General features: G+C 74.9%; 19 protein-coding genes. 8 read left to right on the top strand and 11 right to left on the bottom strand.

Annotated elements, in window-relative coordinates; translation table 11 throughout:
- Positions 1 to 175: 175 nt before the first annotated feature.
- Entirely contained in the window at positions 176 to 739 is a 564-nt protein-coding gene (locus tag IEY94_RS09540; protein WP_189169714.1) for a permease-like cell division protein FtsX, read from the bottom strand.
- Positions 740 to 1,178: 439 nt separating this feature from the next.
- Here IEY94_RS09540 and IEY94_RS09535 point away from each other — a divergent pair, with 439 nt between their 5' ends.
- The 4 genes from IEY94_RS09535 to IEY94_RS09520 all read left to right on the top strand — a co-directional run bounded on the left by IEY94_RS09535 (position 1,179) and on the right by IEY94_RS09520 (position 8,120).
- Entirely contained in the window at positions 1,179 to 3,977 is a 2,799-nt protein-coding gene (locus IEY94_RS09535) for a putative bifunctional diguanylate cyclase/phosphodiesterase (RefSeq protein WP_229783465.1), read from the top strand.
- A 10-nt stretch (positions 3,978 to 3,987) separates the two neighbouring features.
- A complete protein-coding gene (locus IEY94_RS09530) occupies positions 3,988 to 5,250 on the top strand; it encodes a type III PLP-dependent enzyme (protein ID WP_229783464.1) in 1,263 nt (420 codons plus the stop codon).
- A gap of 7 nt (positions 5,251 to 5,257) precedes the next feature.
- Entirely contained in the window at positions 5,258 to 6,550 is a 1,293-nt protein-coding gene (locus IEY94_RS09525; RefSeq protein WP_229783463.1) for a hypothetical protein, read from the top strand.
- A gap of 253 nt (positions 6,551 to 6,803) precedes the next feature.
- Positions 6,804 to 8,120, top strand: coding sequence for an ABC transporter substrate-binding protein (locus IEY94_RS09520; protein WP_189169713.1), 1,317 nt, complete (start codon positions 6,804 to 6,806; stop codon positions 8,118 to 8,120).
- A 24-nt stretch (positions 8,121 to 8,144) separates the two neighbouring features.
- On the opposite strand, the gene IEY94_RS09515 is transcribed toward IEY94_RS09520, so the two are convergent.
- On the bottom strand, positions 8,145 to 9,464 hold the full coding sequence (locus tag IEY94_RS09515) for a PrsW family intramembrane metalloprotease (RefSeq protein WP_229783462.1): 1,320 nt from the start codon (positions 9,462 to 9,464) through the stop codon (positions 8,145 to 8,147).
- Positions 9,461 to 10,009, bottom strand: a complete 549-nt coding sequence (locus IEY94_RS09510; RefSeq protein WP_189169712.1) for a hypothetical protein — start codon at positions 10,007 to 10,009, stop codon at positions 9,461 to 9,463. Before IEY94_RS09510 ends, IEY94_RS09515 begins: the two co-directional genes overlap by 4 nt.
- A 120-nt stretch (positions 10,010 to 10,129) precedes the next feature.
- Between IEY94_RS09510 and IEY94_RS09505 the strand changes: the two genes are divergently transcribed.
- A complete protein-coding gene (locus IEY94_RS09505) occupies positions 10,130 to 11,101 on the top strand; it encodes an aldo/keto reductase (protein ID WP_189169711.1) in 972 nt (323 codons plus the stop codon).
- A gap of 142 nt (positions 11,102 to 11,243) precedes the next feature.
- Here the strand turns inward: IEY94_RS09505 and IEY94_RS09500 are convergent, their stop codons facing one another.
- Positions 11,244 to 11,453 (bottom strand): BldC family transcriptional regulator, encoded by a 210-nt coding sequence (locus IEY94_RS09500; protein ID WP_189115003.1) that lies wholly within the window; start codon positions 11,451 to 11,453, stop codon positions 11,244 to 11,246.
- Positions 11,454 to 11,749: 296 nt separating this feature from the next.
- Positions 11,750 to 12,604 (bottom strand): DUF8083 family protein, encoded by an 855-nt coding sequence (locus IEY94_RS09495; protein WP_189169710.1) that lies wholly within the window; start codon positions 12,602 to 12,604, stop codon positions 11,750 to 11,752.
- 169 nt (positions 12,605 to 12,773) lie between these two features.
- Between IEY94_RS09495 and IEY94_RS09490 the strand changes: the two genes are divergently transcribed.
- The gene (locus tag IEY94_RS09490) at positions 12,774 to 13,850 is read left to right on the top strand and encodes a Leu/Phe/Val dehydrogenase (RefSeq protein ID WP_189169709.1); all 1,077 of its coding nucleotides are present in this window, start codon (positions 12,774 to 12,776) and stop codon (positions 13,848 to 13,850) included.
- A gap of 302 nt (positions 13,851 to 14,152) precedes the next feature.
- Entirely contained in the window at positions 14,153 to 14,356 is a 204-nt protein-coding gene (locus IEY94_RS09485) for a DUF3073 domain-containing protein (RefSeq protein WP_189169708.1), read from the top strand.
- Between the two features lie 85 nt (positions 14,357 to 14,441).
- On the opposite strand, the gene amcA is transcribed toward IEY94_RS09485, so the two are convergent.
- From amcA to IEY94_RS09460, 5 genes are all read right to left on the bottom strand, one after another.
- Positions 14,442 to 14,663: a multiple cyclophane-containing RiPP AmcA gene (gene amcA, locus IEY94_RS09480; protein ID WP_189169707.1), complete on the bottom strand. Its 222-nt coding sequence runs from the start codon at positions 14,661 to 14,663 to the stop codon at positions 14,442 to 14,444.
- On the bottom strand, positions 14,632 to 15,735 hold the full coding sequence (amcB, locus tag IEY94_RS09475) for a cyclophane-forming radical SAM peptide maturase AmcB (RefSeq protein ID WP_189169851.1): 1,104 nt from the start codon (positions 15,733 to 15,735) through the stop codon (positions 14,632 to 14,634). Before amcB ends, amcA begins: the two co-directional genes overlap by 32 nt.
- A 121-nt stretch (positions 15,736 to 15,856) precedes the next feature.
- Positions 15,857 to 16,957 (bottom strand): phosphoribosylformylglycinamidine cyclo-ligase, encoded by a 1,101-nt coding sequence (gene purM, locus IEY94_RS09470; RefSeq protein WP_189169706.1) that lies wholly within the window; start codon positions 16,955 to 16,957, stop codon positions 15,857 to 15,859.
- Positions 16,958 to 16,992: 35 nt separating this feature from the next.
- Complete coding sequence (purF, locus tag IEY94_RS09465) at positions 16,993 to 18,483, bottom strand: amidophosphoribosyltransferase (RefSeq protein WP_189169705.1); 1,491 nt, start codon at positions 18,481 to 18,483, stop codon at positions 16,993 to 16,995.
- A 260-nt stretch (positions 18,484 to 18,743) separates the two neighbouring features.
- A complete protein-coding gene (locus IEY94_RS09460) occupies positions 18,744 to 19,100 on the bottom strand; it encodes a sterol carrier family protein (RefSeq protein WP_373291254.1) in 357 nt (118 codons plus the stop codon).
- Between the two features lie 164 nt (positions 19,101 to 19,264).
- Here IEY94_RS09460 and IEY94_RS09455 point away from each other — a divergent pair, with 164 nt between their 5' ends.
- A complete protein-coding gene (locus IEY94_RS09455; protein ID WP_189169703.1) occupies positions 19,265 to 21,295 on the top strand; it encodes a carboxypeptidase regulatory-like domain-containing protein in 2,031 nt (676 codons plus the stop codon).
- 108 nt (positions 21,296 to 21,403) lie between these two features.
- Here IEY94_RS09455 and IEY94_RS09450 read toward each other — a convergent pair whose 3' ends face one another.
- The gene (locus IEY94_RS09450) at positions 21,404 to 22,180 is read right to left on the bottom strand and encodes a 2-phosphosulfolactate phosphatase (protein ID WP_189169702.1); all 777 of its coding nucleotides are present in this window, start codon (positions 22,178 to 22,180) and stop codon (positions 21,404 to 21,406) included.
- Positions 22,181 to 22,258 lie beyond the last annotated feature (78 nt).

Here is a 22,258-nt window from a genome sequence, read left to right as displayed (position 1 = left end):
GGACGTCGCCAACCGAACCTCCCACACCACAGCGGACCGGTCACATTAAGATCCAAAATGGGGAGTGGTGTCAACCGACCTCACTGTGACATCGGCCGCCTCCATTGTTCCGTATGAATCGCGCGGATTCCGGAAGAATTGGCAGTGACGTCGCTATTCGGCGGCCCGGCGTCCGTCAGTTGCCGCACTGGACCACGACCGGGCGGGAGCCCGCGGCCGCCAGCGGGATGTCCGCCCGCTCGACCCCGGCCAGCGCGCAGTACGCGGCCACCACCCCACGGTGGTCGACCACGTCGGGCCGGACCGCCGCCCGGAAGCTCTCCGGCAGGTCCCCGCCGCGGGTCCGCGCCACCAGGTCCGGATCCACCTCGCCGAACGTCTCGCGGAAGTGCGCCAGGGCGGCGGCGCGGTCGACGAACCGCACGTCGGCCAGCCGGCGGTCGCCGACCAGCGCGGCCCGCACGGCGGCCTGCTGGGCCGGGGTCGCGTCGGCCCGGAGGTACACGTTCATCGTCCGCGGCGGCCCGGCGGCCGGCGCGCCCGGCCGCAGCAGGAGCAGCAGGGAGCCCGCGGCGCCGGCCAGGAGCACCGCCGCCGCCACCAGCAGCCACCGGCGCGGCGGGCGGCGGTGGGAACCCCGGCGCCGGGGGTGGTCCGGGGACGGCGGCGCGGCGGGGACGGGCGAGGCGGGGACGGGCGAGGTGACCATGGTCGGGCCTTTCGACGTGGGAGCGGTCATGCTCGCCCGCTCCCACCCCGCGCACCAGCCACGCGTCGGGTAGTCGACACCACCCCGTCGGCAGCCGGGCGCCGCCCTCGACCGAACCCGCCACCCGCAGCCGGGCGCCGCCCTCGACCGAACCCGCCACCCGCAGCCGGACGCGCCCTCGACCGAACCCGCCACCCATCGACGCCCGTGCGCCGGTACCGCACCCGCTGCGGCCCGGCCGGTCGGCCTGCGGCGGGTGGTCACGCGGCCGGTACCGCGCGGCTCGCCGATTCGCACCCGCCCCGCACCCCGCCCAACCCGGACCCCCGGCCCGTCCCGCCGCGAACAGGACGAAACCACCGAACCACCCGCGCGAACCCGCTCAGGTCACCCTGCCCCCCTCCGATCTCCGCTGTTGCCAGGCGACCCGGCTGGCGGTTCCCCCGGACCTGGAGTGGTGAGGATGGCTGTGGAGACGCGCGCCCCCCGAAGCGCCGACGCAGTGACCGACGTCGACCCGACGCCGGACGCGACCCCGATGCGCTCGCGGAGTTGGCTGTGGCTGTGCGCCGCCGTCGCCGCGATCGTCGGCGGGTTCGGCGGGCTGCTGATCACCGACGCCGGCGGCGAGACGTTCTCGCAGACCGTCTCGAACGTGGGCCTGTGCGTCGCCGCGCTCTCCGCCGCGGGCGCCTGCCTCGTCCGGGCCCGGCACAGCGCCGGCCGGCTGCGGCTGTCCTGGGGGCTGATCGGGCTCGGGATCATGGCCTGGGGCGTCGGCCAGGGGGCGTGGGCCTACCTGGAGTCGGTGCGCGGCGAGGAGGTGCCGTTCCCGTCGGCCGCGGACTTCGGGTACATCGGGCTGCCGCCGCTGGTGGTCGCCGGCCTGCTGTTCTTCCCGGTGGCCCGGCAGACGCTGGCCAGCCGGATCCGCAACGTGCTCGACGGCCTGATGATCGGTACGTCGGCGCTGGTGATCAGTTGGATCTTCGTGGTCGCGCCGACGATCCAGGCGGGCGGGGACAGCCCGCTGGCGCTGTACATCAGCCTCTGGTACCCGCTCGGCGACGTCGTCGTGCTCACCGTCGTGTTCTTCCAGCTCGCCCTGCTCCGGCACCGGCGCGAGGGGATGGGCCGCCCGCTGATGCTGGTCGCCATCGGCATCACGATCTTCTCGATCTCGGACAGCGGGTTCGCGTACCTCAACCTGACCGGGTCGTACACCTCCGGCGGCGTGATCGACACCTTCTGGTTCATCGGCTTCGCGTTCATCCTGCTCGCCGCCCGGATGCCGGTCGGCGCGCCGGTCGAGCCCGCCGCCGCCCGCAACGCCGAGGACGAGGACGAGGACCAGCAGCCGTTCGCCGTGCTGCTGCCGTACGTGGCCGTGCTGGTCGCCCTCGGCACCACGATCTTCTGGTTCGCCACGAACGTCGGCGGCTCCCCCTTCATCTCCTGGACCCGGTCCGCGCTGATCCTGCTCATGGTCGGCCGGCAGATGCTCACGCTGCTGGAGAACCGCGCGCTGACCCGGCACCTCAAGGCCCGGGTGGTCGAGGTGTCGGCCAGCGAGCAGCGGTTCCACGCGCTCGTCCAGCACAGCTCCGACGTGGTGACCGTGGTCGACGCCGACGCCGTCGTCACGTACCAGAGCGAGTCGGTCCGGCGCGTCTTCGGCTACTCGGCGGCGATGCTGACCGGGCGGACGCTGACCAAGCTGCTCGACCCGGAGGCCGGCGTGCGGCTGTCCGAGGCGCTGCGGGCGGTCGCCGGGCGGCCGTACGGCAGCACGGTCCTGGAGCTGTACGTGCAGCACCGCGACCGGCGCCGCCGCCAGGCCGAGATCACCGTCACCAACCTGATGGACGACCCGAACGTCCGCGGCCTGGTGCTCAACACCCGGGACATCAGCGAGCGCAAGGAGTTGCAGGAGCAGCTCGTGCACGAGGCGTTCCACGACGCGCTCACCCAGCTCGCCAACCGCGCGCTGTTCCACGAGCTGGTCGGCGAGGCGCTGCACCGCAAGGGCGACAACGGCACCGTGTCGGTCCTGTTCCTGGACCTGGACGGGTTCAAGGAGGTCAACGACTCCCTGGGCCACGCCGCCGGCGACCAGCTCCTCGTGCAGGTGGCGGACCGGCTGCGGCACTCGGTGCGGGCCGACGACGTGGTGGCCCGGTTCGGCGGCGACGAGTTCGCCGTGCTGGTCGAGGCGCCCGGCCGGGACGACGCCGAGGACATCGCCGAGCGCGTGGTCGCCGCGATGGACGCGCCGTTCCTGCTGGACGACCGCGACATCCACATCGGCGCCAGCGTCGGCCTCGCCTGCGGGGACGACGACGAGGCGGCCGCCAGCGACGCCGAGCAGCTCATGCGCGACGCCGACCTGGCCATGTACCGGGCGAAGTCGCTGGGCGGCGGCGGCTGGGCCGCATACGACCCGCAGATGCACTCGGGCCTGGTCGCCCGGCTCGAGCTGGAGGCGGACCTGCGCCGTGCCCTGGACCGGGACGAGATCAGCCTGCACTACCAGCCCACCATCGACCTGGCCGACGGCCGGATCGTCGGCTTCGAGGCGCTGGTCCGCTGGTACCACCCGGTGCGCGGCATGATCAGCCCCGGCGAGTTCATCCCGGTCGCGGAGGCCACCGGGCTGATCATCCCGCTGGGCCGCTGGGTGCTCACCGAGGCGTGCCGGCAGGCCGTCGCCTGGGGCGCCGGCAGCGGCAACGACGAGCTGAAGATGTCGGTCAACGTGTCGGTGCGCCAGTTCGACCGGGCGGACCTGCCCGCCGTCGTCGCCGCGGTGCTCGCCGAGACCGGGATGCCGGCCGCGCAGCTCTGCCTGGAGATGACCGAGAGCGTCCTGATGACGGACACCGAGGAGAACCTGGCGCAGCTCATCCGGCTCAAGGACCTGGGCGTGCAGCTCGCGATCGACGACTTCGGCACCGGCTACTCGTCGCTGGCGTACCTGCGCCGGTTCCCCGTCGACACGATCAAGATCGACCGGTCGTTCGTCGAGCGGCTCGGCGAGGAGGCCGACGAGTCGACGCTGGCCCGCACGATCGTCCAGCTCGGCCAGAGCCTCGGCATGCACACCGTCGCCGAGGGCATCGAGGAGCTGGCCCAGCTCACCGCGCTGCGCCGGATGGGCTGCGAGCTGGCCCAGGGCTTCTACTTCTCCCGCCCGGTACCGGCGGCCGAGGCCGGCCGCCTGCTCGCCGGGGCGGACGCGCCGCTCGACAACTCCTCGATGGCCGCGTGAGGGCAGACCGATGACGACGATTCCGACCCGCGACCCGCGCACCGACGACCTCGGGAGCCGACCGACCATGCCCACCGCGCTGACCGGACACCGCGCGCAGCCGCGCCTGCCCGGCCACTGGCCGACGTCGCTGACCCCGGACTACCTGGGGCTCATCGACATCCCGACGCCGTACCTGGTGACGGACCTGGACGCGCTCGCCGACCGGTACGCCCGGTTCTCCGACGCGCTGCCGGACGTGGCCACGTTCTTCGCGATGAAGTGCAACTCCACCCCGGAGATCCTGCAGGCCCTGCACCGGCAGGGGGCGAGCTTCGAGGTGGCGTCGATCGGCGAGCTGCACGCGCTCCAGGCGCTCGGCGTCGACCCGGCCGGGGTGCTGTACAGCAACCCGATCAAGCCGCCGGCGCACGTCGCCGCCGCGCACGCCGCGGGCCTGTGGCGGTTCGGCGTCGACTCGGTCGGCGAGCTGCACAAGATCGCCCGGTACGCGCCGGGCAGCGCCGTCTACCTGCGCCTGCGGGTCGACGACAGCACCAGCGTGTTCCCGCTGTCGCGCAAGTTCGGCGCCGAGCTGAGCGGGGCGCGGGAGCTGCTGCTCACCGCGCGCCGGCTGGGCCTGCGCCCGTACGGGCTGACCTTCCACGTGGGCTCGCAGTGCGCGAACCCGAGCGCGTGGCGGCAGGCCATCGCCGCGGCCGGCACCCTGATGAGCCAGGCGCTCGAGGACGGCATCCGGCTGGAGATGCTGAACCTCGGCGGCGGCTTCCCGGCCCGGTACGTGGCCGCGGTCCCGTCGATCACCGAGATCGCCACGATCATCGAGGGCGCCCTGCGCGACCTGCTGCCGTACCGGCCGGAGCTGATCGCCGCCGAGCCGGGCCGGCACCTGGTCGCCGAGACCTCGGTGATGGCGACGACCGTGCTGGGCCGCGAGGTCCGGGCCGGCGAGAACTGGCTGTACGTCGACGTCGGCGCCTACAACGGCCTGATGGAGACCCAGCAGACGGTCAACGGCTGGCAGTTCCCGCTGTGGACGTCGCTGGCCGACCACCACGACGTCCCGCACGTCCCGTTCACCGTGACCGGGCCGAGCTGCGACTCGTCCGACACGATGTTCTACGGCGTCTCGCTGCCGGAGAGGCTGGACGTCGGCGACACCCTCTACATCGGCTCGGCCGGGGCGTACACCCTCAGCTACGCCTCCCGGTTCAACGGATTCGCCCCCCCGACGCCGCTGTTCGTCGGTGACGGCCATGTCGGCGGCCGATGACGTCCGCGTGAATCCCCCCGCGGACGCGGCAGCACCCGGTCGCAGCGGGCATCGGCGACCGGCGTACAACGGCGCCCGCCGACTGCTCGGCCACGGCGGCCGGCGCCGGGCCCGGCCGGGCGGCCTGCGCCGGGTCGGCCGGCTGCGCGAGATCGTCGGCACCGGCCTGGTCGACTCGTTCGGCATGGCGCTGGGCTGGACCGTGCTCGTGCTGCTCGCCGTCGCCCGCGGCGGCATCGCCGAGGCCGCCCTGTACAACGCGTGCATGCTCGTCGGCGTCGTGCTGTCGGCGCCGGTCACCGGCTGGCTGGCCCGCCGGTACGTCGGCCGGACGCTGCTGCGCGGCTCCGCCGTCCTCGAACTCGTCCTGCGCGTCGGCGTGCTCGCCGGCCTGGTCGCGGGCGTGCCCGCGCCGGCGGTGGCGGCCGCCATCACGATCATGAACATCGCCGCCTGGACCGGCTACGCCGGGATGCGCGCCGAGGTCACCGCCGTCGACCCGACGCCGCGGGCGATGACCCGGTACGCGATGGGCATCGCCGCGGTCGAGGCCGCCGGCACCGGCCTGGCCGCGCTGCTGCCGGTCGGGCCCGCGGGGCACCCGACCGGCTGGCTGCTGGTCGCGGTCGTGGCGGTGTACGCCGGCAGCCTGCTGCCCACGATCCTCAGCGCCCGCCGCGCCCGGGTCGCCACCCGGCCGGCGGCCCGGCGGGAGATCGCCGCGCACGACCGGACCGCCGTCGCCCCGGCCACGCTGCTGGCCGGCGGCGGCATCATGCTGCTGGCCTCCGGGCCGACCCTGCTGGCCGTACCGCTGACCACCGAGCTGTACAGCCGGGAGTGGGTCGCCGGGGCGGCGGTCGCGTTCAGCCTCGGCTGCCTGCTGTCCGCGGCCGCGGTCGAGGCGATCGAGCGGCTGCGGGTCTCGACCGTGCCCCGCTGGGCGCTGTGGGGGCTGGTGATGATCGTCGGCTGGATCGCCGCGCCGATCAGCGCCGCCGCGGTCCTGGTGGCGCAGTTCCTGTCCGGGATCGCGATGACGGCGTTCGAGGGCGACATGGACGCCCGGGTGGCCGAGCGGGCGCCGCGCTCCACGGTGACCCGGGCGCTGGCGTACAGCGCGTCGGTCCGGGCGCTGGGCAGCGCGTTCGCCGTCCGGGCGCTGCCGCTGCTGGTCGCGGCCCCGGCGATCGGGGTGGCCAGCTCCGGGGCCAGCATCGCGCTCGCCGTCGCGGGGGCCGCGGTGTGGGCCGGCACGGCCATCCGCCGGGCCACCGGCCACGCCGTCCGGCCGGCCTGACCGGGCCGCTCCGCCGGGCGCCCGACCGGCCCGGCCGGTGCCGGATTGCGCACACGATCGACTTGCCACACCCCGCCGCGGGGTCCGCTCGCGGGGGTTTCGTCACAGTTGCGGGCTTCATTGTGGACATATCCAGCGCATCGACCGCCCGGCCGGGCTACGCCGATCAGCCCGGGCGCCTACCCACAGTGCGGTATCGAGCGTCGCGCGTTAGTCTTCGCAGGTGACGAATCCGGGAGGGAGATACCTGTCCATGCGCACGTCGCACCCAGCCCTCCTGGTGGCCGCGGCCCTGCTGATCACGGGCACGGCCGCGTGCGGCGGCGAGGACCCCGGCGCGGGCGACCGGCCCGCCGCCGTCCGGATCTACGGCGCCGACGGCAACATGAGCAACTCGTTCGGCGAGGCGTTCAAGGGGCAGCCCGGCCTGCTGGCCGGGATGAAGGGCACGATCCCGCTCACCCCGCTGTCCGAGAGCTTCCGCACCCGGCTCACCGAAGTGGACGGATCGCTCACCGACTTCAGCTACGCCGCCGAGGCGTACGACGCCGTGGTGATCAGCGCGATCGCCGCCGAGGTCGCCGGCAGCACCAGCAGTCGGCGGATCGCCGAGCAGATCACCGGGGTGACCGCCGGCGGCGAGCTGTGCGAGACCGTCGCCGGCTGCCTGCGGCTGGCCCGGGCGGGCAAGGACCTGCGGTACCGGGGCATCTCGCTGCGCCGCTCCGGCTTCACCGAGGCCGGCGAGCCGTCCTCGGCCTCCTACGCCACGCTGCACTTCGGCGAGCGCGACCGGATCGACGACGCGAAGACCGAGTTCGTCGGCGCCGGCGACGAGACCACGGTGTCGGGCAGGAACGCGCCGCCCGGCCGGGGCGCGAGCGCCGCCAACCCGCTGCGGCTGGGCGGGCTGCTGCCGAAGACCGGGGCGGCGGGGCTGCTGTACCCGCGGGTCCGGGCCGGCATCCAGCTCGCCACCCGGGAGATCAACACCGCCGGCGGCGTGCTCGGCGCGCCGGTGCAGTGGGTGGACCGCAACGACGGCACCGACCCGGCGGTCGCCCGCCGGTCGCTGGCCGAGCTGGTCGCCGCGCGGGTCAACGTGATAATCGGCCCGGGCACCTCGGGCGTGGCGCGGGAGATCCTGCCGGACGTGGTGAAGGCCGGCGTGGTGCTGTTCTCGCCGTCGAACACCGCCGCCGACCTGTCCAACGCCCGCGACGACGGGCTGTACTTCCGCACCGCCCCCTCGGACGTGCTCCAGGGCCGGGCGCTCGCCGACGTGATCATGCGGGACGGGGCGCAGCGGGTGGCGATCGTCGCCCGGGACGACGCGTACGGCACCGGCCTCCAGGCCAACGTCCGGGACGCGCTGGTCAAGGCGGGCCGGGCCGAGGCCGTGATCAAGCTGCTGACGTACCCGGCCGGCGGCGAGGGGCCGGTGGACTTCACCGGCGGCGCCAACGACATCCGGTCGTTCCGGGCGGACGCGGTGCTCATCGTCGGCCTGTCGGAGTCCTCGGGCGTGATCAGCGCGCTGAACGCGGCCGGCCTGCCGATCACCCACTGAGCCACTGACCCGCCGGCCGCCGGGTCAGGACGGGCCGAGGGCGCGGATGGCGAACCAGATCATCCCCAGTGCCACCAGCCCGGCGGCCGTACCGGTCCAGCGCAGCAGCCGGGCCCGCCGGACGTCGACGGCGATCGCCTCGGGGTGCCCGTACGCCTCCAGTTTGGTCCGCTGGGCGAGCACCTCGCGGTGCCAGTGGCTGACCTCGGCGTCGGCCCGGTCGCTGTGCGGCCCGGCGATCGCCGCCCGGCTCAGCGCGACCGCCAGCCGGGCCTGCGCGGTCTGCAACCGGCGGACCGCCCGCCCGGCCCGCGCCCCGGCCCGCTTGCCGGCCTGCCGGCGGGCCTCGGCCCGCAGCGGGCCGCTGGCGAGCACCCGCAGCTCACCGGGGGTGACCACCCGGCGGTCGCCGAGCCCGGAGAGCTGGTCGACGTAGTAGTCGGCCTGCCGGCCGTGCGCCACCCGGACCACCAGCACGATCACGACGAGCGGCGGCGCGCCCTTGACGACCAGGGCGGCCAGCACGCCCCAGCCCCCGCCGCCGAAGCCCTCCGCCCACAGCGGACTGTTCCACAGGAAGTGGGCGAGCCAGGCGCCGAGGAACGCCAGCACCGCGGTCAGCACCCGGACCCGGCGCGGGCGCTGGTGCCGGACGACGAGGTACCCGATCCCGGCCCCGGCCAGCCCGCTGAACAGCGTGTGGCTCCACAGCCCGCCGAGCACCCCGCGGAGCAGGAACGTGGTGACCACCGGGTCGATCCGGTCGCCGCGCCCGGCCAGCGCGACGGCGCTGATCGCGTACACGATGTTCTCGACGACCTGGAAGCCCAGGCCGACCAGGGCGCCGTAGATGAAGCCGTCCAGCACGCTGTTGACGTAGTCGGCGGCGATCAGCACGATCGCGCAGACGCCGAGCGTCTTGGCCACCTCCTCGACGAGCGCGCCGCCGACAGCCGGGCCCCAGGCGGCGGCGAAGCCGGGCGAGGCGAGCTTGGCCAGCAGGTTGTGCGCGGCCGGCGAGCCCGCGAGCGCGAGCGTCGTGGCGACGAGGGCACCCCAGGCGAAGGCGAGCGCGAGCAGGGGCGCGGGCTCGCGCTCGAGGTAGTCCAGCGAGCCGAGGACCGACCAGAACGGCACGGCGTACAGGGCGAACAGCACCAGGGCGGCGGTCGCGGCGACGGGGAAGCGCTCGTACCCGTCCCGCCAGACCCCGGCGACCCGGACGGCGCCGACCAGCAGCAGCGCGGTGACCACCCAGTACGCCGGCAGGGTGAGCGGGCTGCGCCCGACGGGCAGCGCGGGCCGGACGGGGGCGGTGCGCCAGCTCCGGCCGGGCGGGGTCACCGGCGGGGCCGGACGGTCAGCGTGCGCACGGCCGCGTCCACCCGGTCGAGGCTCGCCCGCAGTTCGGCGTCGTGGCCGCTGACGGTCACCTCGACGGCGAGGCCGCCGACGACGAGGACGAGGTACCGGCCGATCCGGTCGGCGCCGGCGTAGCCGCCGGCGAGGCCGGGCACGCCGGCGTCGGTGCGGTACGGCTGCTCGACCCCGGTGACCTGGCTGCCGCGCTGCGCGGTGATCTTCTCCCGCAGCCGGGCGGCCGCGGCGGCGAGGTCGCGGCCGAACGGGGTGACGACGACGGCGAGCCGGACGGGCCCGAGCAGGAACAGCGCGGTGCCGGTCCGGCGGGCGGGGCGGGCCCGGGCGACGTCGAGCAGCGCGCCGGCCGGCGGGACGAGGTGGACGCCGGCGCCGACGTGGTACGGGCGGCCGGGGGTGAGCGGGCGGGCCGCGGCGAGCCGGTCGTCGAGCGCGGGGAGCCCGAGGGCGAGCGCGGCGGCGGTGCCGGCGAGGGCGAGGCTGCCGGCGAGGTTACGCCACCACCCCATGCCCCCCGCTCCGATCGTCGCTGTGCCCCGACACTATGCCACCAACCGGTAACCGATTACGGGTAACCGGAAATCGATCTTGATACGGTCATTGGGGTCCAAAACCACCGGGAGGATGCCATGCCGCAGATCGGTAGCACCGTCGAGGTCAACCCCGCCCGCGGCATTGTGCCGGACCAGTGGCGCGGCGGCGTCCGCCAGTCCGCCCTGGTGCTCGGCGCGGCGCAGATCGGCGGGTACGCCGGCGCCGACGCCCCGGTCGGCCCGACCGAGGCGCTGCTGCGCACCGCGGCCGAGCTGGGGATCACCCACATCGACACGGCCCGGGCGTACGGGGCGAGCGAGCGCCGGCTGGGCGCGGCGCTGCCGGCGCTGCCGCCGCGGACGTTCGAGGTGATGACGAAGGTGGTGCCGCTGCCGCCGGGGACGAGCGCGGCGGACGCGGCGGCGGCGGTGGACGCCAGCGTGGCGCGCAGCCTGGCCGAGCTGGGCGTGGACCGCGCGACCGTGCTGCTGCCGCGGGCCGAGGACGCGCTGGCCGCGGACGGGGCGGCGTGGGAGCGGCTGCGGTACCTGCGCGACCGCGGGGTGGCCAGCCGGATCGGCGTGACGATCCGGCAGCCGGACGAGCTGCCGGCGGTGCTGCGGCTGCCCGGCCTGGAGCACGTCCAGTTGCCGTGCAACATCCTGGACCAGCGGTGGCTGGCGCCGGCGCTCACCGGGGCGCTGCTGGACCGGCCGGAGCTGGTGGTGACGGTCCGCAGCGTGTTCCTGCAGGGCCTGCTGGCGGCCGGGCGGGCGGTGCGCTGGCCGCGGCTGGCCGACGCCGAGCGCGACCGCGTGGTGTCCACGCTGGACGGGCTGGCCGCGGAGCTGGGCCGGTCCGGCCGGGACGAGCTGTGCCTGGCCTACGTGCGGGCGCTGCCGTGGGTGACGTCGGTGGTGATCGGCGCGGAGAGCGCGGACCAGCTCCGGCAGCACGCCGGCCTGGTGGCGGGCGCACCGCTGACGACGGGCGAGCGGGCGCGGGTGCAGTCCGCGGTCCCGGCGGTGCCCGCCGAGCTGCTCGATCCGTGCCGCTGGCGGGGTTGACCGGCAACGGCACGGACCGACGCGGGGACGGTGCGATGTGCGGCATGTGTCGAAGGGCGTAACCCTGATCAACTCCCGGCGTTGTACCTGTCGACCCGACAGGTACAACGCCGCAGCGAGTCGCGCCCCGGTTACGGGTGGTTCAGTCGCCCTGCCGCTGCATGGGGATCTGCCCCTGCAGTAGCGCGCGCACCTCGGACTCGCGGTAGCGGCGGTGGCCGCCGAGTGTCCGGATGGCGCTGAGCTTGCCGGCCTTGGCCCACCGGGTGACGGTCTTGGGGTCGACTCGGAACATCGACGCAACCTCGGCCGGGGTCAGCAGCGGCTCGGGTTCGTGCGTACGCGATGCCATCGGGGTTCCTCCAAAGGGGACTTGTGACGACGATCGGGGTCCCGCCGATCGGCGCACTTACATGGTCCGGCTAGACCGCAATGTCCGACATGGGCCGAACGGTTTAACGTCCCTAGATGGATGGATGATGATTGACCGTTTTTGCCCGCTTTTTTTACTGTGAATCCGTCTTAATGCTGGTTCATTTCACGCTCCGCAATCGGACGGTTACGGCAATTGATGAAGGTCATCTTTAAATGATCTATACAGAGAGCAAGATTATGGTTACCGAACGTTTAAACGTCTGACGTACCCGATCAGTTGATCCGCTCGCGGAGCTGGACCGTCCGCCAGCGGCTCACGAGCGTCTCGTACGACCGGGTCGCGGCGTCCCCGTCGGCCCGCCCGAGCCCCGCCAGCCCGGCCGCCGCGAGCGCCGGCGAGTCGTCCGCGGTCAGCTCGTCGTCGGACAGCAGGTCCACGATGCCGCCGTAGTCCAGCTCCACCACCGAGCGCGGGTGGAAGCCCTCGAGCCAGCGCAGGCTCTCCTCCACGGCGTCGGTGATCGGGGCCTCGCCGACCGCCTTGCGCAGCACCGCCGCCGCCCGGTGCGCCCGCCGCCGGGCCCGGCCCATCCGGGTCCGGTAGCGCAGCGCGCGCTCCCCCGGCGCGAGCGCCAGCGTCCGCTCGGCCGCCTCGAAGAAGACGAACCAGCGCAGCGGCACCCCCCAGGTCGCCTCCTGCTCGTGCGGCTGCGGCTCGGCGTCGTCGTCGGCCCCGTCGGCGATCCGCCACTCGTCCAGCACCGTCCGGGCCCGGCCGGCGAGGACCGCCGGGACGAACGCATCGGCGAGCACCTGCGGCACCCCGTCGCGCGCGCTCAGCGCCGCCCGGGCCACCCGCACCCGCAGGTCCCACGGGCAGACCAGCGGGCCGTCGTCGGCGGCGAGCGCGGGGTCGGTCAGCACGTACGCCTCGTCCGGCAGGTCGGGCAGCCGGGTCCAGCCCGCGCCCAGCGCGGCCAGCACCGTCGCACGCTGGACGGCCGGGCCGTCGGCCGGGGCGACGGCACGATCCTCGTCAATGTATCGGCGCCAGTGCGACCGGCGCTCGCGATTGAACGCGGCCAATGGCTCGTACACCCGGAGATACGACGCGAACGGGGAGGGCACGTCCGCGATCCTCCCACGGAATCCCCGGCCCGCCCGGCCAGGGCGCGGCGCGCGGCGGACCGCCGCCGACGACTACCCTCAGGGCGTGGGACCGACGTCACCCACCCGTCGGCCACGGCGGCGGACGCTGCACGGGTCCGCTGCCCCACCCAGGTACCTTGGAGCAGCAATGGGCGTATTCAGCACCGGGCCCGAGAGCACGGCCGCGCACGAACAGGTCGTTTTCTGCGAGGACAAGCAGTCCGGGCTCAGAGCCATCATCGGCATCTACTCGACCGCCCTGGGCCCGGCCCTCGGCGGCACCCGCTTCTACCCGTACGCCAGCGAGGCGGACGCGCTGCACGACGTGCTCGACCTGTCCCGCGGGATGGCGTACAAGAACGCGCTCGCGAACCTCGACCTCGGCGGCGGCAAGGCCGTCATCTGGGGCGACCCCGACCGGATCAAGACCGAGGCGCTGCTGCGCGCGTACGGCCGGTTCGTCGAGTCGCTCGGCGGCCGCTACTACACCGCGTGCGACGTCGGCACGTACGTCCGGGACATGGACGTCATCCACCGCGAGACCGACTACGTCACCGGCCGGTCCGAGGCGCGCGGCGGCTCCGGCGACTCGTCGGTGCTCACCGCCTGGGGCGTCTTCCAGGGCATGCGGGCGGCCGCCGAGCACGCCTGGGGCGCGCCGTCGCTGCGCGGCCGCCGGGTCGGCGTCGCCGGGCTGGGCAAGGTCGGCCGGTACCTCGTCGGGCACCTGCTGGACGACGGCGCCGCGATCGTCGCCACCGACGTCTCCGAGCGGGCGCTGGCCTGGGCCCGGCAGCACCACCCCGAGGTGGACCTGGTCGACGACACGCAGGCGCTGATCACGTCCGACATCGACGTGTACGCCCCGTGCGCGATGGGCGGCGCGCTCAGCGACGACACCGTCCCGGTGCTGCGGGCGAAGGTGGTCGCGGGGGCGGCGAACAACCAGCTCGCCCACCCCGGCATCGAGAAGCTGCTGGACGAGCGCGGCGTGCTGTACGCGCCGGACTACGTCGTCAACGCCGGCGGCGTGATCCAGGTCGCCGACGAGATCGAGGGCTTCGACTTCGCCCGGGCCAAGGCGCGGGCGACCGGCATCTTCGACACCACGAAGCGGATCCTGGAGTCGGCCGACGCCGAGGGCATCCCGGCGGCCGTCGCGGCCGACCGGCTCGCCGAGCAGCGGATCGCCGAGGTGGGCCGGCTGAGCACGATCCGGGTCTGACCCGGTACGCACGGTTGCCGGCGGGTGGGCCCCCGCCGGCGCCGCGCCGCCCCGTCCCGCGTCGGCCAACCGGGCGGGCCGCGGCGGTATGTCCGGTCCGCCGGCGATCGTCCGGCCGGCTGGCATAGCTGGCCGTGTGGGGGGACCCGGCCGGAGGTGGGCGGGTATGCCACCCGACCCGAGGTGCCGAACCCGGCCGTACCCATGTACCGTAAGAGCCACGAGAGATGCCGGACTTCATCGGGGCTCCCCGCGGTGGCTCTGCCATCGTGCTGCCCCGACATGTGTGCGAGGGGGTCGCCATGGGACGCGGCCGTGCGAAGGCGAAGCAGACGAAGGTCGCCCGGGAGTTGAAGTACCACTCCCCGAACACCGATCTCACTGCACTTCAGCGCGAGCTCGGTGGTGGCAGCACGTCGGTGAGCGACAGCGACGAGCGCGACCCGTACTCCGACGACGACACCGAGGACGACGCGGACGACCGCTGGTCCTCCTCCTCCCGCTGACCCCCGGGAATCCCGCACCACCGCAGTGAGCGGACGGGCTGATCGCCCGCCGCTCATTGCCGTGCGCCCGCGGCGCACCGCCGGCTCACCGCGGGCGGTTGTTCCAGTTGAAGAACGTCGGGATGTTCTCGAAGTGGTTCCAGGCGCAGACGGCCCCCGCCGTCGGCCCGTCCGCCTCCGCCCGGCGCCGCCGGGCCGCCGCCGCCTCGGCCAGCAGCGCCGTCAGGCCGGCGCGGGCGTCGCGGACCCTGGCGGGTACCGCACCGGGCGGCGGGTCAGCCGCGGTCGGGCGTATGGGCGTCGACATGGTCGAGCACTCCCTCCAGGAGCCGCATCTTGCTGTTGCGGCAGTGATTTGTCACCGTACCGTCAAATCGTCCAATCTCGAAGTATCGATTTGCCGCGTGCGCCCCACCGCAGAAACCGAAGTACCCGCACGACGCCCGGCACGCCTCCACCCCGGCGAGGAACTCCGGGATCCAGCCCGCCCGCCCGGCGCCGGCCAGGATCGCCGGCAGCGGGGTGCGCAGGACGTTGCCGGAGCTGAAGTCGCCGTACCGCGGATCGGTGAATCCGGCCAGCTCCGGCGAGAGCAGCACCACCGCGCCGTCGTGACCGACCGTCGGGATCGGGTCCAGCCGGCGCGGCAGCAGGTCGCCGTCGGTGCCCTCGAGGACCGCGGCGGCGTACCGCAGGCTCCACTCGATCTCCCGCAGGTGGATCCGCGGGTCCGCCCGCCAGGCCGCCGTCAGCGCCGCCCAGAAGCCGCGCACCGCCGCCGCGGGCGGCGCGGTCACCCGCCGGTTGACCCCCTCCTGCTCCTCGATGTTCAGGCCGAGGATCTCGCAGCCGAGGTCGAGGAAGTACCGGTACAGCTCGCCGGCCAGCGCCGGCGTCGGGTCGCTGACCACGCACAGCGCCGCGAACGGGATGCCGTGCCGGCGCAGCGCCGCCACCCCGGCGGCGATCCGGTCGTACGCCGGCCGCCCGCCCCGCCCGACCCGGGCCGCGTTGCGCGCCCGCGGGCCGTCCACGCTGACGCTGACCCGCATCCGGTGCGCGGCGAAGAACTCGCACCACGCGTCGTCGATCAGCGTGGCGTTGGTCTGCACGTGGTGCTCGACCGCCGGGTCGAACGGGGCGATCAGCGCCGCCAGGTGCTCCCGCCCGGCCGCCAGCGGCTCGCCGCCGTGCCAGACGACCGAGAACCGGTCCGCCGCCGCCCAGGCGTTGCCGGCCGCGGCGACCGCGGCGGCCACCGCGACGGGCATCCGCCGGTTCGCGGCGCGCAGCGGCAGGTAGCAGTACGTGCAGTCCAGGTTGCACAGGGTCGTCGGCTGCATGACCACGTACGCCGGGCGCTCGGCGAGCCCGCGCATGCCGCCGGGCAGCCCGCTATCGGGGAGTGCGCCGCCGCCGTCCTCGCCCATAGTGGACATCCTATGGCCGAAACGGCGTACCGGCACGGCGTCCGGATCCGCACCGGGCGCACGACGGGCGTCAGCCGCGGGTGTGCGAGCCCACCATCCGGACCTCGCCGGTCCCCGCGACGATCTCCCCGGCCCGCCACGCGGTCAGGCCGCGGTTGGTCAGGAACGCCAGCGACCGGTCGGCGTCCTCGGGCGCGACGACCGCGAACATGCCCACGCCCATGTTGAACGTGGCCTCCATCTCGCCCTGCTCGATCCGGCCCTTGGCCCGGACCAGGTCGAAGATCGGCGCCGGGCGCCAGGTGGCCCGGTCCACGATCGCGTCCACGCCGGGCGGCAGCACCCGGTTCAGGTTGCCGGGGATGCCGCCGCCGGTGACGTGGCAGTACGCCCGCACCTGCGCCTCGACCATCAGGGCCAGGCAGTCCCGGGCGTAGATCCGGGTCGGGGTGAGCAGCTCCTCGCCCAGCGTGCGCTGGCCGCCGAACTCCTCCACCACGGTGTCCAGCCGCATCCGGCCGGCGCCGAGCAGCACGTGCCGGACCAGCGAGTACCCGTTCGAGTGCAGTCCCGACGAGCCCATCGCCAGGACCGTGTCGCCGATCTCCACCCGGTGCGGGCCGAGCAGGTCGGCTTCTTCGACCACGCCGACGGCGTTGGCCGAGATGTCGTACTCGTGCGGGCGCATCACGCCCGGGTGCTCGGCCGTCTCGCCGCCCAGCAGCGCGCAGCCGGCGTACCGGCAGCCGTCGGCGATGCCCGCGCCGATCTCGGCGATCCGGTCCGGCACCACCTCGCCGCAGGCGATGTAGTCGAGCAGGAACAGCGGCTCCGCGCCGCAGGCGACCAGGTCGTCCACGCACATCGCGACCAGGTCGATGCCGACCGTGTCGTGGATGTCGAGCTGCTGGGCGATCACCAGCTTGGTGCCGACGCCGTCGGTGGACGAGGCGAGGACGGGGTGCCGGTACTTGGTCATGTCCAGCTTGAAGAGGCCGGCGAACCCGCCCAGGCCGCCCATGACCTCGGGCCGGGACGTCTCGGCGACCTTGTTCTTGAGCAGGTCGACGGCCCGGTCGCCGGCCTCGATCGACACCCCCGCCGCGGCGTACGTCGCGGAGCGCGCGCCCCCGGCCGGCCCGCCGCCGGTGCGCTCGTGCACGTGCGTCACGGTCAATACCCCTTTGTTCTGTCCGGTCGAGGAGTTCAGGAACGGTCGGCCGGCGCCGGGTCGCCGGCCGTGACCCGCTTGCCGACCGCCTCCAGGACGTGCTTGCCGATCAGCTCCGGCGTGGGCAGCCCGATCGGGTACTCCCCATCGAAGCACGCCCGGCAGGTCCGCGACTTCGGCTGCTCGGTCGCGGCCACCAGGCCGTCCAGCGAGACGTAGCCGAGGGAGTCCGCGCCGATCGAGCGGCGGATGCCGTCGTTGTCCAGCCCGGTGGCGATCAGCTCGGCCCGGGTGGCGAAGTCGATGCCGTAGAAGCACGGCCACTGGACCGGCGGCGACGAGATGCGGATGTGCACCTCCAGCGCGCCGGCCTCGCGCAGCATCCGGACGAGCGCCCGCTGGGTGTTGCCCCGGACGATCGAGTCGTCGACCACGACCAGCCGCTTGCCGCGGATCACGTCGCGCAGCGGGTTCAGCTTGAGCCGGATGCCGAGCTGCCGGATCGTCTGCGACGGCTGGATGAACGTGCGGCCGACGTACGCGTTCTTGGTCAGGCCGTGGCCGAACGGGATGCCGGCCGCCTCGGCGTAGCCGATCGCCGCCGGTACGCCCGACTCCGGGACCGGCATCACCAGGTCGGCCTCGACCGGGTGCTCGGCGGCGAGCCGGCGGCCCACCTCGACCCGGGCGGCGTACACGTTGCGGCCGGCGATGGTGGCGTCCGGGCGGGCGACGTAGACGTACTCGAAGATGCAGCCCTTCGGGTCGGCCGCGGCGAACCGGGTCGAGCGCAGGCCGTTCTCGTCGATGGCGAGCAGCTCGCCGGGCTCGACCTCGCGGACCATGCTGGCGCCGACGATGTCCAGCGCCGCCTGCTCGCTGGCCACCACCCAGCCGCGCTCCAGCCGGCCGAGCATCAGCGGGCGGACGCCGTGCGGGTCGCGGGCGGCGTACAGGGTGGTCTCGTCCATGAAGACGAAGCTGAACGCGCCCCGGACGGTCGGCAGCAGCTCCAGCGCCGCGGCCTCGACCGGCAGGTCGGGCCGGCTGGCCAGCAGCGCGGTGATCACGTGCGTGTCGGAGGTGCCGTCCACGGTCAGGCCGCGCTTGCGCGCCTCCGCGGCCAGCTCGGCGGTGTTGACCAGGTTGCCGTTGTGGGCCAGCGCGAGCGTGGTGCCGGAGGTCGTAGCGCGGATCGTCGGCTGCGAATTCTCCCAGGTGGAGCCGCCGGTGGTGGAGTACCGGGTGTGGCCGAGCGCCTGCTGGCCGCGCAGGCTGGCCAGGGTGGCCTCGTTGAAGACCTGGGAGACGAGCCCGATCTCCTTGTAGACGACCAGCCGGGTGCCGTCGCTGACCGCCATGCCCGCGGCCTCCTGGCCGCGGTGCTGGAGCGCGTACAGGCCGTAGTAGGTGAGTTTGGCGACCTCTTCGCCCGGCGCCCAGACGGCGAACACGCCGCACTCGTCCTTCGGGCCCGGCTCCTCCGGGTCGAGGTCGTGGCTCAACTGGCCGTCGCCTCGGGGCACTGCCACTCCTCGCGCTGGTCGAGCGCCCGCCGGTTCGGGGTTCGCCGTCGGGTGCGCCGCCGCCGAGCCTACCGACCCGGGCACGTCGCGGCGACACCGGTCCGACCCGGGGGATCATGAGCGGCGGCAGCGCGGGTGGCGGGCGAGGGCGGGCACGGCGCTTTCGTGGTTTCCACCGAGTTTACCCGACCCATCGTGGAGCTGCCCGGCACGCGACGTGACGGCGACGCGACTGTGGAGGGTCGGCGGGTGCCGGGCGATCAGGTGCCGGCCGGCCGGTTGCCCGGCGGCGAGTCGGGCGTTAATAACGGCAGAAATACGGACAGATCCGCGCGTATGCCGCTGACCGCCACCCGGCCGGCGGCGACCGCGTCGGCCCAGGTCAGCGCGCCCGCGGCCAGCAACACCCAGGTCAGCGGGTCCAACTCGACGACGTTCGACGGGGTGCCGCGGGTGTGCCGGGGTCCGGCGCCGCACTGCACCGCGCCGTACGGCGGTACCCGAACCTCCACCGCGCGGCCCGGCGCGCGCGCCGCGAGGGTGGCCAGCAACGCCCGAACGGCCGCCCGCAGGTCGGCCGGCTCGGGCGACTTTCCGCCGGCGACAGCGGCGAGCACGGCCGACGTGGGGAGCGACGGATCGGGCGGGATGGACACGCCGGAACGATACGTCGGCGAAATCGGCCACATTCGGACCACCCCGGGGTCGCGAACGCGGGCCGGGACAGGGCATAGTGACCGTCGGTGCATAGCCGACGTGCTCCGATGGAAGGCGGTGGCCCGTGACAACGCAGCGACGAGCCTGGATCCCCCGCGCCGGGATGGCGCTGGCCGCGATCCTCGGCTTGATGCCGCTGGCCTCCCCCGCCGGCGCCGCACCGACCACGCCGCCCGCGCTCGCCGCCGGGCAGCGCGCGGACGCGCAGATCCAGATCATCAGCCTGGACCCGCGGCGGCTGCGCTCCGGCAAGACCGCGACGCTGACCTATCAGGCCACGCTCGTCGTCGGCTCCCCGCGGGTGCGGGTCGAGACCGACTCCGCGCTCGCGTGCGAGGGCGACTGCGAGGTCACCCTGGAGCCGGGCGAGAACGAGACCTACACCGCCCGGCTGACCGCGCGGGACATCCCGGTCGGCGAGGTCCGCCCGGTCCGGGTCGCGGTGATCAGCGGCGGCCAGCGGGCCGAGGACCAGCTCACCATCTTCGGGCCCGAGCGGGCGCCCAGCGCGCGGCGGATCAGCGGCCGGATCGTCGACGCCGAGACCGGCGAGGGCGTCGGCGGGGCGCAGGTCGGCCTGAAGGACTCCGCCGACCACAAGCAGTCCACCACCGCCGACGGCAGCGGCCGGTTCGCCTTCTTCGGCTCCGCCCAGCAGCCCATCTCGCCCGGCCAGGTGCAGATCGGCGCGCGGGCCGACGAGTACGGCAGCCAGATCGTCACCGTCCGGGCCGCCGACAACGGCAACGTCAGCGGCGTCCTGCTGCGGCTGCGCTCGACCGTCCGCCCGACGCCGAGCCCGACGCCCACGCCCACGGCGACCCAGCCGTCCAGCGACCCGACGCCCGCGGACGAGCCCAGCGACAGCGCGCCCGGCGCCACCACGCCCGCGTCCGGCGACTCGAGCAGCCCGCTGTTCTGGATCGGCGTGGTCGTCGGCCTCCTCGTGCTCGCGCTCGGCATCGGCGGGCTGATCCTGCTGCTGCTGCGCCGCCGGCAGGAGAACAAGGACCGCGGCGGCGCGACCGGGCCGGCCGCCGCCCCCGCCGGCGGCAGCGGCGCGCCGTACCCGCCGCTCGGCGACGCGACCGCGATCGTCAACCAGCCCGTCGCGGCGGACCCGCTGGCCAACGCGCAGACGGTCACCCAGCCGGCGGTGCGCGACGAGTACGCCGACCCGTACGGGCTGCCGCCGCAGGTGCCGGGGCAGCCGCAGTACGGGGCGCCGCCGGCGTGGAGCGCGCCCGCCGGGTACGAGGGCGGCGGCGAGACCCGGGTCGGCACCCTCGCCCCGGTCGGCGACTCCAACACGACGACGGTCGGCGCGGGCGGGTACGGCTTCCCGCCGGCCGACCCGTACGGCACCGGCACGACGCCGGTCCTCGGCGCGCCCGCGCCCCCGTACGGCGCGGAGGCGCCGCGCGGCGACGGCTTCAGCGCGTTCGGCGCCAGCGGGACCTTCGGGACCGTACCGACGCAGGAGCACGGACCCGGCGGCTACCCGGCGCCGGCCGGGCCCGACGGCACCGGCGGCTTCCCCGCCCGCGGCGGCACCGGCGGCTTCCCGGCGCAGGGCCACCCCGACGGCTACCCGGCGCCCGGCCGGGCCGGCGAGCACAGCGGCGGCTTCCCGGCGCAGGCCGCGCCGGGCGGGTACGCGGTCGGCTCGCCCACCGGCGGGTATCCCAACGCCAACGCCGAGAGCAGCTTCTTCGGCGACGCGGGCTACCCGAGCGGCGGGTACCCGGCGGCCGTGCCGGGCGGCACCGGCGGCTACCCGAACGTCGTCGCCCCGGCCAGCGCCTTCTCGGCCTTCGGGGCGCCGGCCGAGTCCGCGGTACCGGCGCAGCCCGGCGCCGCCGACGAGCCGCGGGCCAGCCACCCGCGCGGGTACGGCGGGCCGTCCCCGTCGCCGTACTTCCCGGCGGGCGCGCCGGCGCCGACCGGCGAGTCGCCGCGGTACGACGAGCCGACCGGCATGTTCCGGCCGGAGGGCGGGGCGCCGGTGACCCCGGAGTCGTACCTGAGCGGGCTCAGCCAGCCGTCCGGCGACCAGCCGCCGCAGCGCCGCTCGACGGAGTGGATGGACGACTGACCCCCGCCGGCCGGGTGCGCCGCCCGCGACCGCCGCCGGCGGGCACGCCGGGCGGGACCGGGGCGCACCGGCGGGATCGGTGACCGCGGTCGGGTGCGCCGGGCGGGGTCAGGCGACGGCGACGCCGAAGGCGCCGTCGCGCAGCACCGGCACCACCGCCGACGTCCCGCGCGCGACCGCCGCGTCGATGTCGGCCGCGAACCCGTAGTCGACCAGCTCCTGCCCGGAGGCGCTGCCCAGGATCGCCGCCCGCAGGTCCGGCAGCGCGTCCACCGCGGCGAGCGTCACGGCCGCCTCGACCGACAGGCCGCCGGGCGCGCCGATCAGGCCGTCCAGCAGCAGGCCGGCGCCGACCAGGTCGGCCACGCAGGGCCGCAGCGCGCCGTCCGGCCACAGCTCGCCGGCGGCGACGACGCCGACCGGCCGGTCCACGGTGCCGTACCCGTTGCGGCGCAGCCACTGCGCCACCGCGTCGGCGTTGCGCACGCAGCCGGCCAGCACCGGGATGCCGCTGACCCCGGCGGCGGCGCAGATCGCCGAGCCGTTGGGCGAGGGCAGGACCAGGTCGGGCACGTACGGGGCGGCGAACAGCGAGGCCGGCGACAGCGAGTACGGCCGCGCCGCCGACTGCTCGGAGCGGCCGACGGCCAGCGCGGCGCCGACCCGGTCGGCGTACGCGGCGGCCTGGTCGCCCCACGGGAACGGGTGCACCCGGATGCCCCGGCCCACCGCCACGTCGACCGCGGTGGTGAACGAGAGGACGTCGACGACGACCAGCGCCGCGCAGACCTTGGCGAGCGAGGCGGCCCCGGCGATGCCCCAGTCGAACCGCACCCCGGAACCGGGCTGGCCGTAGACCGGCTCGGCGGACCGCGTGGCCGTCACTCGCTACCTCACCTCGTCAACCCTTGCCGGCCGCGCCCTTCCCGCGCCGCGCCGGGTTGGTGGGCTTCGCCGCGGCGC

The organism is Pilimelia anulata (genome assembly GCF_014647895.1).
Classification (GTDB): Bacteria; Actinomycetota; Actinomycetes; order Mycobacteriales; family Micromonosporaceae; genus Pilimelia; species Pilimelia anulata.
This window is presented reverse-complemented; position numbering and strand designations above follow the sequence as displayed.